13 protein-coding genes are annotated in these 14,260 nt (G+C 65.8%); 8 read left to right on the forward strand and 5 right to left on the reverse strand.

Annotated features, from left to right (window positions below; all coding sequences use genetic code 11):
* Positions 1-59 precede the first annotated feature (59 nt).
* Genes AC5RTS_RS09790 through AC5RTS_RS09800 form a run of 3 tightly spaced genes read left to right on the forward strand, consistent with a single transcriptional unit; the run spans position 60 to position 3,203 of the window.
* Positions 60-758 (forward strand): demethylmenaquinone methyltransferase, encoded by a 699-nt coding sequence (locus tag AC5RTS_RS09790; RefSeq protein ID WP_493991874.1) that lies wholly within the window; start codon positions 60-62, stop codon positions 756-758.
* A gap of 8 nt (positions 759-766) precedes the next feature.
* Positions 767-2,095, forward strand: coding sequence for a geranylgeranyl reductase family protein (locus AC5RTS_RS09795; protein WP_493991875.1), 1,329 nt, complete (start codon positions 767-769; stop codon positions 2,093-2,095).
* Positions 2,096-2,147: 52 nt separating this feature from the next.
* A complete protein-coding gene (locus AC5RTS_RS09800) occupies positions 2,148-3,203 on the forward strand; it encodes a polyprenyl synthetase family protein (RefSeq protein WP_493991876.1) in 1,056 nt (351 codons plus the stop codon).
* Positions 3,204-3,418: 215 nt separating this feature from the next.
* Here AC5RTS_RS09800 and AC5RTS_RS09805 read toward each other — a convergent pair whose 3' ends face one another.
* Positions 3,419-3,790, reverse strand: a complete 372-nt coding sequence (locus AC5RTS_RS09805; RefSeq protein WP_493991877.1) for an ArsR/SmtB family transcription factor — start codon at positions 3,788-3,790, stop codon at positions 3,419-3,421.
* A 108-nt stretch (positions 3,791-3,898) separates the two neighbouring features.
* Between AC5RTS_RS09805 and AC5RTS_RS09810 the strand changes: the two genes are divergently transcribed.
* Positions 3,899-4,321, forward strand: a complete 423-nt coding sequence (locus AC5RTS_RS09810) for an arsenate reductase ArsC (protein ID WP_493991878.1) — start codon at positions 3,899-3,901, stop codon at positions 4,319-4,321.
* Positions 4,318-5,841 (forward strand): NAD(P)-binding domain-containing protein, encoded by a 1,524-nt coding sequence (locus tag AC5RTS_RS09815; protein ID WP_493991879.1) that lies wholly within the window; start codon positions 4,318-4,320, stop codon positions 5,839-5,841. The genes AC5RTS_RS09810 and AC5RTS_RS09815 overlap by 4 nt, the downstream gene beginning before the upstream one ends.
* A gap of 250 nt (positions 5,842-6,091) precedes the next feature.
* Here AC5RTS_RS09815 and AC5RTS_RS09820 read toward each other — a convergent pair whose 3' ends face one another.
* From AC5RTS_RS09820 to AC5RTS_RS09835, 4 genes are all read right to left on the reverse strand, one after another.
* Complete coding sequence (locus tag AC5RTS_RS09820; RefSeq protein WP_493991880.1) at positions 6,092-6,577, reverse strand: HIT family protein; 486 nt, start codon at positions 6,575-6,577, stop codon at positions 6,092-6,094.
* Between the two features lie 7 nt (positions 6,578-6,584).
* The gene (locus AC5RTS_RS09825) at positions 6,585-7,013 is read right to left on the reverse strand and encodes a hypothetical protein (RefSeq protein ID WP_227902401.1); all 429 of its coding nucleotides are present in this window, start codon (positions 7,011-7,013) and stop codon (positions 6,585-6,587) included.
* A 152-nt stretch (positions 7,014-7,165) separates the two neighbouring features.
* Positions 7,166-7,795 (reverse strand): putative glycolipid-binding domain-containing protein, encoded by a 630-nt coding sequence (locus AC5RTS_RS09830; protein WP_493991881.1) that lies wholly within the window; start codon positions 7,793-7,795, stop codon positions 7,166-7,168.
* Positions 7,796-7,818: 23 nt separating this feature from the next.
* Positions 7,819-9,228, reverse strand: coding sequence for a PucR family transcriptional regulator (locus AC5RTS_RS09835; protein WP_493991882.1), 1,410 nt, complete (start codon positions 9,226-9,228; stop codon positions 7,819-7,821).
* Positions 9,229-9,376: 148 nt separating this feature from the next.
* Between AC5RTS_RS09835 and AC5RTS_RS09840 the strand changes: the two genes are divergently transcribed.
* The 3 genes from AC5RTS_RS09840 to AC5RTS_RS09850 all read left to right on the forward strand — a co-directional run bounded on the left by AC5RTS_RS09840 (position 9,377) and on the right by AC5RTS_RS09850 (position 14,117).
* Positions 9,377-10,807, forward strand: coding sequence for a gamma-aminobutyraldehyde dehydrogenase (locus AC5RTS_RS09840; protein WP_493991883.1), 1,431 nt, complete (start codon positions 9,377-9,379; stop codon positions 10,805-10,807).
* Between the two features lie 48 nt (positions 10,808-10,855).
* Entirely contained in the window at positions 10,856-12,211 is a 1,356-nt protein-coding gene (gene gabT / locus AC5RTS_RS09845) for a 4-aminobutyrate--2-oxoglutarate transaminase (RefSeq protein ID WP_493991884.1), read from the forward strand.
* A 205-nt stretch (positions 12,212-12,416) separates the two neighbouring features.
* Positions 12,417-14,117 carry a CAP domain-containing protein gene (locus AC5RTS_RS09850; RefSeq protein WP_493991885.1) on the forward strand — a complete coding sequence of 567 codons (1,701 nt, stop codon included), beginning with the start codon at positions 12,417-12,419 and terminating at the stop codon, positions 14,115-14,117.
* The last annotated feature ends 143 nt before the right edge of the window (positions 14,118-14,260 follow it).

A 14,260-nucleotide genomic window follows, 5' to 3' on the forward strand; every position in this document is an offset into this window, starting at 1 on the left:
CAACACGACAGGGCACGGTCCGGTTCGGCCGGAACCCCATTGTTTGAGACAATGGCTGGGTGAACCGCGCATCGTTGGAAAAACGTCCGGATGAAGTTGCTGCCATGTTTGATGACGTGGCACCCAAATACGACGTCGTTAATGACGTGCTGTCCCTGGGACAGACACGCCGTTGGCGCCGCATTGTGGTGGACGCCGTGGGGGCCGTACCCGGACAGCGGGTCCTGGACCTGGCGGCCGGCACCGGCACCTCCAGTGAGCCCTACGCCGATGCGGGCATCGACGTCGTCGCCTGCGACTTCTCGCTGGGAATGCTCAAGGTCGGCAAGCGCCGCCGCCCGGACATTGACTTCGTGGCAGGCGATGCCACCAATCTGCCGTTTGCGGACAACTCCTTTGACGCCTCCACCATTTCCTTTGGCCTGCGCAACGTCAACGAGCCGAAGAAGGCACTGGCCGAGATGCTCCGGGTGACCAAGCCCGGCGGACGCCTGGTCATTGCCGAATTCTCCTCGCCGGTGATTCCGGTGTGGCGGACCATGTACACCGAGTACCTGATGCGCGCCCTTCCCCCCATTGCCCGCAAGGTGGCGTCCAACCCCGACGCCTATGTCTACCTGGCCGAATCCATCCGGGCCTGGCCCAACCAGGACAGCCTCGCTGCCTGGATCACCGAGACCGGATGGTCCGATGTGGCGTACCGGAACCTGACCGGCGGCATTGTTGCCGTTCACCGGGCCGTAAAGCCCGGGAGGTAGCCGGCAGCGTGAAGGTCCTCATTGTCGGAGCCGGCCCCGCGGGTTCCACTGCCGCGTATTACCTCGCCTCGGCGGGCGTGGATGTCACAGTCCTGGAAAAGACCGCGTTCCCGCGGGAAAAGGTCTGCGGCGACGGCCTGACCCCCCGGGCGGTCCGTGAGATCCAGCTGCTGGGCCTGCCGCACGAGGAATCGGAGGGCTGGCGCCGGAACAAGGGCCTGCGCCTGATTGCCGGCGGCCGGACACTGGAGCTGCCCTGGCCGGTGCTCTCGGATTTCCCCGACTACGGACTGATCCGCACCCGGTTGGGCTTCGATGAAGCCCTGGCCCGCCATGCCGAGGTCGCCGGAGCGAAGATCCTCGAGCGCCACACCGTGGTTTCCGCTGTCCGCGCCGCGGATGGCCGGGTGGAAGGCGTCGTCGCCAACATCCTGGATGAAAACGGGCGGCGGACCGGTGACCAGCGGACGTTCCTGGCCGACGTCGTGCTGGCTGCGGACGGCAATTCCACCCGCACGGCCTTGAGCCTGGGCATTGAAAAGCGCGACGACCGTCCCATGGGCGTAGCCGTCCGTACGTATTTCGAAAGCCCGCGCACCAATGATGAGTGGATGGAAGGCTGGCTCGAACTTCCTGACGCCTCCGGAAACCCGCTGCCAGGCTACGGCTGGGTCTTCGGCGTGGGGGACGGCACCTCCAACGTGGGGCTGGGCATCCTGAACTCCTCCAAGGAATTCGGCAAGCTGGATTACCGGAAGGTGCTGCGCGACTGGACCGCGGGCATGCCCGCCGAATGGGGTTTCACTCCGGAAAACCAGGTGGGCGAAATCCGCGGTGCGGCGCTGCCGATGGGCTTCAACCGCACTCCGCACTATTCGCCCGGCCTGCTGCTGCTCGGCGACGCCGGAGGCATGGTCAGCCCCTTCAACGGCGAAGGCATTTCCTACGCCATGGAGTCTGCACGGTTCGCTGCCGAACACATCATCGAAGGTGCCGGAGCCGCCCTCTCACCCGGACTTCTCTCTGCCAGGGCGGCGTTCGACGTCGAACTGCGGGCTTATGCCGGACACGTGCGGCAGGAATGGGGCAGCCACTTCACACTGGGCCGTATCTTCGCTTCCATGATCGGGCGGCCTGCCGTGATGAAGCTGGCACTGCGCACCGGAATGCCGATCCCCGTGCTGATGCGGTTCGTGGTCCGCATGCTGGCCAACCTGACGGACCGAAACTCCAAGGGCATTGAGGATAGAGTGATTGCCATATTGGAAATGCTGGTTCCGGCCGCGAGCAACCAGGGAACGCCGGTAAGCTCCCGACAGTCCCAGCCGCACGCATGACGACGACGATGCCGTTTGCCCACCCGTTCCGACAAATAGTTAGTCTTGAACAGTGACTGAATCCACCAACACCAGCCCGGAGACCGGGACCAGCACCTCCACCTTGCCCCCAGGGTTCGCACTGCTGGCGGAAGATCCCAGGCTGGGGCCGTCCATGGTCGCCTCCCTGGAGCAGGTGGAAGTGCAGCTGCGCGAGGCCGTTGCCAACGCCGATCCGTTTGCGGACACCACCTCACGGCATCTGGTGGAGGCCGGCGGGAAACGCATCCGTCCGCTGCTGACGCTGCTGGCGTCCCACCTCGGGGAGCAGGAAGCCGGGGACAAGGTCATCCAGTCCGCCGTTGTGGTGGAGCTGACGCACCTGGCCACCCTGTACCACGACGACGTGATGGACGAAGCTCCCTACCGCCGGGGTGCCCCCACGGCGCACGAAATCTGGGGAAACTCCGTAGCGGTACTCACCGGGGACCTGATCTTCGCCCGTGCCTCCAGCCTGGTTTCGGCGCTGGGCGGGCCTGCGCTGGCCATCCAGGCCCGCACCTTTGAGCGGCTGTGCATGGGCCAGCTGCATGAGACCGTCGGCCCGGCCGAGGGGCAGGATCCCTTGGAGCACTATCTGTCCGTGATTGCGGACAAGACCGGTTCGCTGATCGCCGCCTCCGGGCAGTTCGGTGCACTGTTCTCCGGCGCAGGTCAGGACGTTATCGACATTATGGTCGAATACGGCGAAAAGGTGGGTATTGCCTTCCAGCTGGCCGACGACGTCATCGATGTGACCGGCATTCAGGAGAAGTCCGGCAAAACCCCCGGTACCGACCTGCGCGAAGGGGTGCCGACACTGCCGGTGCTGCTGCTGCGCCGCGCAGCTGCCGGCGGGGACGCCGACGCCGCGGCGGTGCTGGAGCTGGTGGAACGGGACCTGTCCTCGGATGAGGCGCTGGCTGAAGCCGTTGCCGCACTGCGTGCCAGCCCGGTGACCGACGAAGCCTGGGCCGTAGCCCGTGGATGGTCGGAGGACGCCGTGGCGGCTCTCGCCCCGCTGCCGAACTCGGTGGTGAAGGAAGCCCTGGCGTCCTTTGCCCGGGCCGTAGTCAACCGCGAGGTCTAGCTTCCCGGCTGCCGCCGCCGAACCTGCGCCTCTCCAGGAGCAGCGTGTCACGCCATTGGCCGGCCAGCGGGCCTGAGGTCATTTCCGCGATGCGTTCACGCCTGCCGACGACGCGTAATCCCTCTGCCCGGTGCAGGGCAATGCTGGCTATGGGGCGTTACGGGCCGGATGGAAAATGGGCCGTGCGCCAGGCGCCGGAACGGCAGCCATGATGTTCAGCGGGGAGAGAGAACAGCCGCTGCGCGCTCCAGTGCGCCGGGAATGATGGAGTAGTAGGCCCATACACCGCGCTTTTCGCGGTGGAGAATGCCTGCATCCACCAGGATTTTCAGGTGGTGCGACACCGTGGGCTGGCCCAGGCCCACCGGTTCCGTCAGATCACAGACGCACGCTTCCTTGTTCTCCTGAGCGGCGATCAAGGAGACCAGTCGCAGTCGCGTTGGGTCGGCAACTGCCTTGAGCAGGCGCGCGAACCGGCTGGCATCTTCTACGCTGAGCGGTTCGGAGGTCAGCGGCGTGCAGCAGGCATCGGGATCGGTACGGGTTGCAGCGGTGGTCACCCATCCATTATGCCCATAGATTGACATCTGTCGATGTCTGGGGGAATACTTCATATCGATATATTTCGATGTCTGCTGTTTTCCTTTCCGTTTCCACCCCGGGGAAGACTTTCGCCCCCTAGAAAAGGTGATTCGATGAGCACCGCCGATACTCCCGCCGTGCCCTCCGTCCTGTTCGTCTGCGTGCACAACGCGGGCCGCTCCCAGATGGCGGCGGCCTACCTTCGCAGCCTGGCCCAGGGCCGGATTGAGGTCCGCTCGGCCGGATCCGCTCCCGCTGAGTCCGTCAACCCCGCTGCCGTGGCAGCGATGGCCGAGGACGGTATCGATATGTCAGCGGAACTGCCCAAGGTCCTGACAACTGACGCCGTGCGGGCGTCAGACGTCGTGATCACCATGGGGTGCGGCGACTCCTGCCCGGTTTTCCCCGGCAAGCGCTACGAGGACTGGAACCTCCAGGACCCCGCCGGCCAGGGTCTGGAGGCGGTCCGGCCCATCCGGGACGAGATCAAGATCCGGATCCACAAGCTGGTCGCTGACCTGATGCCCGCGGCATGACACACGGTACCGACGCTGCTGTAACTGCAACCACCGCAGGCTCCGGGCTTCCGATTGGCATAATCGGCGCCGGACCCGTGGGCCTGGCCGCCGCTGCGCACCTGCTCGAGCGCGGCCTGGCCCCGATCATCTTCGAGGCCGGAGCAACACCCGCGGCCGCCGTCGCCGCCTGGGGACATGTCCGGCTGTTTTCCCCATGGCGGTACAACACCGACGCTGCCGCCCGCCGCCTGCTCGCCTCGTCCGGATGGCAGGCGCCGGACGATGAAACCCTGCCGACCGGTGCCGAACTGCAGGAGCAGTACCTGCAGCCATTGGCCGAGGTCCCGGCGATCGCGAAAGCCCTGCACACATCCACCCGTGTTCTCGCTGTGAGCCGGGAGGGCCTGGATAAGACCCGCTCCGGCGGACGGGACGACGCACCGTTCCTCATCCGGACCGAAGCCGCCGGTGGCGGCATCGCCGACTACCACGTGCGTGCCGTCATCGACGCCTCCGGCACCTGGCGGACCCCGAATCCGCTGGGCCGTTCAGGGCTGCCTGCCGCCGGGGAAGCCGAAGCTGTCAGGTTGGGGTTCATCACCGGACCACTACCCGATGTCACCGGGCGGGACCGGCCGCGGTTCGCCGGAAGGCACGTCCTGGTGGTCGGTGCGGGCCACTCGGCCGCGAACACTCTGCTGGCCCTGGGGGATCTTGCCGGGCAGCATCCCGGCACCCGAATCAGCTGGGCTATCCGCAGCGCATCGGCCGCCGGGGTCTACGGCGGCGGAGACCTCGACGGGCTGCCGGCCCGCGGTGCGCTGGGCAGCCGGCTCCGTGCATTGGTGACGGAGGGCCGCATCGAACTGCACACCTCGTTTACCATCACGGGATTCAAGGCCTCCGGGACGCTCGCGGTAACCGGTCGCACGCCGGCCGGCGAGATGCAGCTGGATGTGGACCAGCTGGTTCCGGCCACGGGATTCCGGCCGGATCTGGACATGCTGCGGGAAATGCGGTTGGAGCTGGATCCAGCGGTGGAGGCACCGCGGGCACTGGGACCCCTGATTGATCCCGAATTCCACAGCTGCGGAACGGTTGAACCACACGGCGCCGGGCTGCTGTCCCACCCGGAAAAAGACTTCTACATTGCCGGGATGAAGTCCTACGGCCGGGCCCCCACGTTCCTGATGGCCACGGGCTACGAGCAGGTCCGTTCCATCGCCGCAGCCCTTGCCGGAGACCGGAGGGCGGCCGACGAGGTCCAGCTTGTCCTGCCCGAAACGGGCGTCTGTTCCTCAGACGTGGGCGGCAGCTGCGACACGTCGTCAAGCAGCTGCGGCGCACCGGTTGCGGAAGTGGCGGCTGTGGAAGTGGCGGCCGCTGAAGAGCTGGGTGGGGAAGAAATGGGGGAACAACCTGGGGAAGAATCGGCCCGAGGGCTGGAACCGGTGGTGTGCTGCGGCACACCCGAACCCGCTTTCCTCGGCATTCCTACCGGACTGGCCCACGGCCGCTCTGCCGGAACGGGAAACTAGGGCGGACCAGGGGGGCGGGCGAGGGCCGACCCAGGCGGGCAGGACCACCGGAACCCGGGACGGCCGGACCGGCCGACCCAGGCGGGCAGGCAGGACCACCGGAACCAGGCCCGTGCCGCCGCCCGGCGGAACCAAGCCCGTGCCGTCCGGCGGAACCAGGGTCGGCACGCCCGGCGGAATGAAACCCGTGCCGTCCGGCGGAATCAGGGTCGTGCCGCCCGGCGGAACCAAGCCCGTGCCGCCGCCCGCGTTACAGGACGGCGCGGAGCTCTGCGGCCTTGCGGGCACGCACTGCCGGCGGCACGATGGGCCGTTTCGGCGTGAAGTAGAGCCCGTCATCGGTCCAGCGCGGCAGGACGTGCTGGTGGTAATGCCAGACGTGCTGGCTGCCGGCAGGTTCGTTGTGCTGGCGGGTGGTGACGCCGTCGGGAGCCCATGCCTTCTTGATGGCCACGGCCATGTCCCGGGTCACCACCATGATCCGGGCGGCGACGTCGTCGGGCAGTTCGTAGAGCAGTTCATAGTGGGCGCGCGGAGTGACCAGGACGTGGCCGGGCTCCGGATCGAAGCCGTGCGAGGCGATGAAGGCAAGCACCAGGTCATCCGAATAGATCAGGTCTCCGGGCTCGCAGAGGTTCCCGGCGAAACGGAACTCACCGGACGCCAGATCGCAGAACGGGCACTCGTAGCCCTGCGGGGCGTGACTCTTCCAGACGGCTTCACTCGCGTCCCTCATCGAAGGCTCAGTCCTCGTCCTCGTCCTCTTCGAAAATCCACTCGAACATGTCCAGCACGTACTCGCTCAGCGTGCCTTCCTCGCTTTGCCAGTCACCGCGGGCATTGTTGCGGCGCCAAACAATCGGATCCGGCACGTCCAGCTGGTCCTCGCGGATGCCCCAGACGAACTTCTCATCCTCATCCTCGAGGAAGAGCAGGTAACCGTCTTCAATTTCCAGCTCATCCGGGTCCCAGAAGAAGTGGAAGGCCTCCATCAGGTCTTCGCAACCGCCCAGCGCAAGGTAGAACTCACGCAGGACCAGCGGGATGCGGAAATCGTGCTCAGCCAGCATGGCATCGAGCTCCGGCTCGGGGATGCCGTCTTCTTCGCGCCAGTTGTCCTCAAGGTACTTGGGGACCAAGGCGCGGAAACGATCCAGAAAAATTTCACTCATGTGGTCTCCAAGCGTGCGGTGAGTGGGTGTATTCCAATCCTAGCGGTGCCGGGGGACGTGCCGAGCCGGTGCCCGGGGAGGGGGCACTGCCGGGGGAGAGTCCGGGACGGCCATGGACCGCCGGTCGCGGATGCTCCCTGATTCGGGGGTCCCTAAGGCAGGAGGGTCGCCAATCCGGGGTAGTCGATGACCGTGCCGTCGGCGTCGACCTTCAACTCCGCGGTAAACCCGTGACTCTCGGAACTGTAGAGCACGACGGCGTGGCCCGCCTCCGGAGAATAGGCCCGGACCTGGGAGTAGACCTGCCGGCTCGGTACCACCCGCAGGCTCGGCATTTCCACCCACGCCATGGTCAGCTGGGTTTCATCCGGGGGAGCAGAGTCATTAAGCAGATCCAGCCGCAGGATAGGCATGGTGTTTGTGGCCGGGCACAGGGCCACGTCGCAGTCCTGCGCCTCATCCAGACTGCGCGGATCGCTGATGCCCGGCTCAGGCAGATCAGCGGCGCCGCTCTGCGTTGTCTCGGCGGACCAGCGACCCTCAATGCTTCGCTCGAGCCTCAGCGAGCGGGACCAGCCGTTTCCGGTGACCGATACGGACAGCTGGCTGGTGACCCAGCCCGGAATCGTGGACAAGGTCCATGAGGCCGTGTAGTCCGTGCTCACGGAGGTCCCCGCAGCGGCGAGCTCCCGGTCACGGAAAGACACGACGGCCGTGTCCGTTCGGTCCGGATCATCCTGTCCCTGCCAGCGGATGGTCCTGGCCAGTGCGGTGCTCGTCATTCCTTTAGGTTAACTGCAAGGATTCAACTGCCAAGGCGGCGAACGTTCAGCGCCAGGTACAGATGGACCCGGTCAGCGGTAACTGCGGGGTCGTGCCCGGACAGCTCGGCTACCTGTGTCAGCCGGTAGCGGACCGTGTTGCGGTGCAGTCCCAGGTCCGTTGCCACGGCCGCCACTGAGCCGTTGTGCAGCAGGTATGCCTCCAGAGTGGGAATCAGCTGTGCCCCGTGCGCACGGTCAAACGCTTCCAGCGGGTCCAGTGCTTCCGCTGCCAGATCTGCCAGCGGAACATCACGGCTGGACATGAGCAGGGACGTCAGGCTCAAGCGCTCCGGTTCATTGACGGCGGCTCTTCGCTGCAGGGCCTCCCGGGCCTCGTAGTAACTCCAGCGAAGACCGGCCGCTCCCGTATAGGCGCCGCCAATTCCCACTTTGGCGGTGAGACCCGCTGCGAAAAGATAGGCGCTGAGCGCATCCGCTCTCCCGACCGTCTCTCCGGCGGGTACCACCACAGCCAGATGCCCGTCATATATGGCGGTTGGTGCGCGGTCCAAGTCAACGGGCAGCGGAAGGGCCGGAAGCTCCCGCACCTGCCCGGAAGCAACGGCTACCAGCAGTACGGACTGCCGTAGGTCGGTATTGATGCCGGCCGGGCGCAGCCGTGCCGCCGCATCCTGTCCGGTCAGCCGGCCGTCCACTACATCGCTGAGCAGCTGGCCAGTGACATCCCGCTCGCTGGCTCTGCGGACCGCCTGGTTGTTCAGCTCCACCCCGAGCAGGCTTCGGGCATAGGCCACGATGTCCGGCTGCACAAAGGGCTCAGCGATGGCGAGGGTGCAGCGATCCCGCCTTCCGGTAGCCACAGGGAAACGGCGCCAGGTGGCGTCCGGTTCCGCAGTGGCAAAAACGCAGGCACCGTACTGGAAAAGCCCCACGTCAGCGGAGACCAGCAACGAAAGCTGCTCGAGCAGGCGGGACAGTCCCTTTCCGCTGAGCAAAGCCTCCGCCAGGACCTGGTGCCCGGAAAGCAAGCGGTGCAGCTGCGCGACGTGTTCCGAGGAAAGGGAATCCGCGACCAGTTTTCCCAGCGCCATAAACGGGGTGCTGTAGGGAACCTCAAAAACGGGGATGCCCAGCCGGTCCGTCTCCCTGAGCAACTCGGCGGGTACCGTGTCGTGGCCCAGCCCGGTGCCGAATCCGATGCCCAGAGCGCCTGCCTTCTTCACACTCTGGACGAAGCTGCGCTGGACGTGCACGCTGCCGTGCCGCAGTCCCGTGGTCAGCACCACCTCACCGCCGCCGAGGAAGGGAGAGGGATCCTCCAGCTCCGTAACCGCTACCCATTGAATGGGTCGCATGGAAAGCGGCGCCGAGCCGTGGCGGATCAGGTGCAAGCCACCGGCGGTCAGCAGATCCGGAAGTGTGATGGGCATTACCCCACTATAAGAGTGCGGCCCTTGGACATCTGCACCGAATGTCACCGGGTTCCCTGTGCGGATGGCTCTGGATGTGACGGGTGCCGCACAGTAGCTTGGGGATACCCCGGGGCACGCCGGGACCGCTTGTGAAAGGACCTCCGGCATGGCGCAGACTTTGCAGAACTTCATCAATGGCGAGTTCGTCCCCTCCCGGGGTACGGAGGTGGTGGACATCGTCAACCCGACCAACGGAGAAGTGGTGGCTGTGTCACCGGTGTCCGTCCAGGCCGACGTCGATGCCGCCATGAGTGCGGCCGCCGGTGCGTTCCGGGCATGGAAGCGGACGACACCCAGTGAGCGGCAGATGATGCTGCTCCGTCTGGCCGATGCGCTGGAAGCCAACGCGGACGAGCTTGTCGAAGCCCAGCACCGCAACACCGGCCAGGTCCGCTCGGTGATCGCGGCCGAGGAGGTTGCCGTGGGTGCCGACCAGCTGCGGTTCTTCGCCGGTGCCGCCCGGCTGCTGGAGGGCAAGTCCGCCGGCGAATACCTTGAAGGGCACACCTCCTTTGTCCGTCGCGAGCCGATCGGCGTCGTCGCACAGGTTGCACCGTGGAACTACCCGCTGCTGATGGCCGTCTGGAAGATCGGTCCGGCGCTCGCGGCAGGAAACACCGTGGTGCTCAAGCCCTCGGATACAACACCGGAGTCCGCCTTGGTGCTTGCCCGTCTGGCCGGGGATATTTTCCCCGCCGGTGTGCTCAACGTGGTGCTGGGGACCGGTGAAACCGGTGCGTTGATGGTGGAGCATCCTGTGCCCGGCCTGGTTTCCATTACCGGATCCGTACGGGCGGGCATCGCCGTCGCCTCCGGGGCTGCGAAGGGCCTCAAGCGAGCCCATCTGGAGCTGGGCGGCAAGGCTCCCGCGGTGGTCTTCGCCGACGCCGATCTGGATCGCACGGCACAGGCCGTGGCCGAGTTCGCGTTCTTCAATGCGGGCCAGGACTGCACCGCCATCACCCGGGTGCTGGTCGAGGACTCAGCCCATGACGCCCTCGTGGAAAAGCTCGTTGCGGCGACACGGGAGCTGAAGACCGGCAGCGATAACGACGAAGACAATTACTTCGGCCCGTTGAACAACATCAACCACTTCAATGCCGTCAATGCAGTCATCGAAGCGCTGCCGGCGCACTGCACAGTGGAAACCGGCGGTAAACGCGCCGGCTCCAAGGGGTTCTTCTTCGAGCCCACCGTCATCACCGGTGCCCGCCAGGATGACGACATTGTGCAGAAGGAAACCTTCGGCCCGGTCATCACCGTGCAGAGGTTCACCAGTGAGGAAGAAGCAGTGGAAATGGCCAACGGCGTGGAATACGCGTTGGCCTCCAGCGTCTGGACCACCAACCACGGCCGGGCCATGCGGCTGTCCCGCGACCTGGACTTCGGCGCCGTCTGGATCAACACCCACATCCTGCTCACCGCGGAGATGCCCCACGGCGGTTTCAAGAACTCCGGTTACGGCAAGGACCTCTCGATGTACGGCGTCGAGGACTACACCCGGATCAAACACGTCATGACGGCTCTCGATGCCTAATTCCCGCAGCATCCTGACGTCCACAGCACTTTCCTGAGAGGCCGCGCCATGACCACGCCCATCATCACTCCCAGCTTCCGCATTGAACAGAACCGCCGGATCAATGGTTCCTTCCCCGGGCCGAAATCCGCCGCCCTTGAGGCACGCCGGGCGGCAGTTGTAGCCCGGGGAGTTGCCTCCACCGTTCCGGTTTATGCCGCCGACGCCGACGGCGGGATAGTCGTGGACGTTGACGGCAATGCCTTCATCGACCTGGGGTCCGGCATTGCGGTGACGAGCGTGGGTGCCTCCGACCCCGCCGTCGTTGCCGCCGTGCAGCAGCAGGCAGCGCACTTCACCCACACCTGCTTTATGGTGACCCCGTACGAGGGGTATGTTGCGGTGGCCGAGCGGCTGGCCGAGGTGACGCCCGGGGACTTCGACAAACGGACAGTGCTGTTCAACTCCGGTGCAGAAGCAGTGGAGAACGCGGTCAAGATTGCCCGCTCGGCCACCGGCCGCGACGCCGTGGTGGCCTTTGACCACGCGTACCACGGGCGGACAAACCTCACCATGGGACTGACGGCCAAGGCGATGCCCTACAAAACCGGGTTCGGACCGTTTGCGCCGGAAATCTATCGGATGCCCATGAGTTATCCGTACCGCGAGGAAAACCCGGAGATCACGGGCGCCGAGGCTGCCGACCGCGCCATTCTCGCGATTGAAAAGCAGATCGGAGCCGACCGGCTTGCGGCACTGCTGATTGAACCTATCCAGGGCGAAGGCGGCTTCATTGTTCCTGCCGAGGGCTTTCTGCCGCGTCTGGCAGAGTGGGCGCGGGCCAACGGGGTGGTGTTCATTGCCGACGAAGTGCAGTCCGGTTTCTGCCGCACGGGGGAATGGTTCGCAGTGCAGCATGAGGGTGTGGTCCCGGACCTGATCACCATGGCCAAGGGAATTGCCGGCGGACTGCCGCTGTCTGCAGTCACCGGACGGGCCGACCTGCTCGACGCCGTGCATCCCGGCGGGCTTGGCGGTACCTACGGCGGCAACCCGGTGGCTTGTGCGGCCGCCCTGGCCGCCATGGACACCATGGAGTCACAGGACCTTTCCGGCCGGGCACGCCGGATTCAGGATCTTGTGCTTCCGCGGCTTACCGAGCTGGCGGAAGAGACCGGGATCATCGGGGATGTCCGCGGGCGCGGTGCAATGCTCGCCATGGAGTTCGTGGTGCCCGGTTCCAAGGAGCCCGACGCCGGTGTAGCGAAAGCAATAGCTGCCGCCTGCCTGCAGGCCGGCGTGATTGTGCTGACGTGTGGCACGTACGGCAATGTCATCCGGCTGCTGCCGCCGCTGACCATTGGGGATGAGCTGCTGCTGGACGCCATGAATGTGCTGGTGGATGCGGTCCGCGCCGTCGGTTGAGAACCGGCTACGCCCGGCTGTGCCTTGTTGCAGATGGTGCTGGTGTTGTTGGTGCGACCTGAGTGGTGTAGATTCGCTGGGCGCCCCTTGGAACGGAAGGGGTGTTCCGCGGGCTGTCCGTTAGGGCCTCGCGTATGAAACCAGGGCCCTGTGCGGGTCCGGACTCAGAGGACTCGTAGTGCGTGTAAGGAAATCTGTCAGTGCCTTGGCAGTCGCCCTGATCGCCGTAGTGAGCGCCCTGGTGGCGCTTCCCTCGGCATCGGCAGCGACCATGGAAACACAAGCGGCCAACCGGATATACAGCTTGATCAACAGTCACCGTGCCGAAGCAGGCCTGGCACCGCTGGCCTGGAATCCGCAGATCAGCGCTGTGGCACAGGACTGGACTGCGGGCTCCGCCGTCGCCGCCGAGCTGGCCGGCGCATACACCTTCGCCCACAACGGCAGCCTGCCGGCCGGCTATCCTGCCGGTTCGCAGGGCTGGTCTGAAAACATCGTCTGGAACCACAACGTGGATCAGGCATTCTCGTGGTGGGTCAACTCCGCGCCGCACAACGCCAACATACTGAACCCTTCCTTTACGGACGTTGGTATTGGGGCCGTGCGCCTGACCGCAGGACCCAACAACGGCACCTATCTGATCACCGCCGATTTCGGAGCGTACCCTGCCGGTTCCGGCGGCGGACTGCCGGTAGTGAGCGAGGCCGAAAAGGCTGAAGCCGACCGGATCGCCGCGGAGAAGGCGGAGGCCGAAAAGGCGAAAAAGGCTGAAGCCGACCGCATTGCCGCGGAGAAGGCGGAGGCCGAAAAGGCGAAAAAGGCTGAAGCTGACCGGATTGCCGCGGAGAAAGCTGCAGCGGACAAGGCTGCGGCAGAGAAGGCCGAGGCTGACCGTGTTGCGAAGGCGGCCGCGGACAAAGCCGCCGCGGACAAGGCTGCGGCTGACAAGGCAGCGGCAGATAAGGTTGCCGCGGACAAGCCTGCAGGGGATAAGGCTGCGGCTGACAAGGCTGCGGCAGATAAGGCGGCCGCTGACAAAGCTGCAGAGGACAAGGCTGCGTCGGACAAGGCAGCCGCAGATAAGGCTGAAGCGGACCGTGTTGCCAAGGCTGCGGCACAGAAGGCTGAGGCTGATCGTGTTGCCAAGGCCGCCGCGGACAAAGCTGCGGCAGAGAAGGCCGAGGCCGACCGCGTCGCCGCGGAGCAGGCGGCCGCGGAGAAGGAAAAGCAGGTTGTTTCACCTGCCCCCGAAACACCTGCTGCACCGTCGCAGTCTCCGGTCATTGATGCCCCCACGGTCGCCTCGCCGCAGCCCGATGTTGAGGAAAGCGCCGAGGAATCGGTTGCGGCAGCCCGGACGGCCGAGAACGCTGCACCTCGTCCGGAAGCGCCGGCAAGGAAACCTCTTGCGGATCCCACGGCCCCGGCAGTGCTCACCGACTCCGCTCGCGGCGGCTTTGCAGCGGTGGCACACGGAAGTCTGCTGACGCTCAAGGGGCTGACTCCGAACGCTTCCTACCGGGTCGTCCTGCACTCCACCCCCGTGGATCTGGGTCTGATGACTGCGGATTCCCAAGGCATGATTGCCCTGGAGATTCCCGCGGAGCTGCCCGCCGGAAACCACCGGGTGGCGCTGTCCAGCAACGGTGAGTTTGCCGGATGGCAGGGGTTCTCGGTTGAAGCGCCGGTCACCGTACTGGGTTCCGCCGCCACGGCTGCAATGCCGGATGCTCAGGCCCTCCCCGACGGTACCCCCGCTGCTGCGAGCGCCGCCAACGAGGAAAGCCAGCTGGCCGCTACCGGCCTGAACTCCTGGCAGCTGCTCACCGCTGTGCTTGGTGCGCTGCTCGTGATGGCAGGTACTGCCGCCATCGTGACGGTCCGCAGGCGGACGCTTCAGGGATAAGCCGCGGGTTCGGACCCCTCGCAAGGACCGCAAATGCCCCTTCCTGCCGGATTTCCTGGCAGGGAGGGGCATTCCGTGTTTTGAAGCCGGCACTCCATCCGGTTGCCGTGGAAGGGGGGGGGCATAGAGGCGGCCATCGAAGT

It is taken from the genome of Arthrobacter sp. MDT1-49-2 (assembly GCF_059090185.1).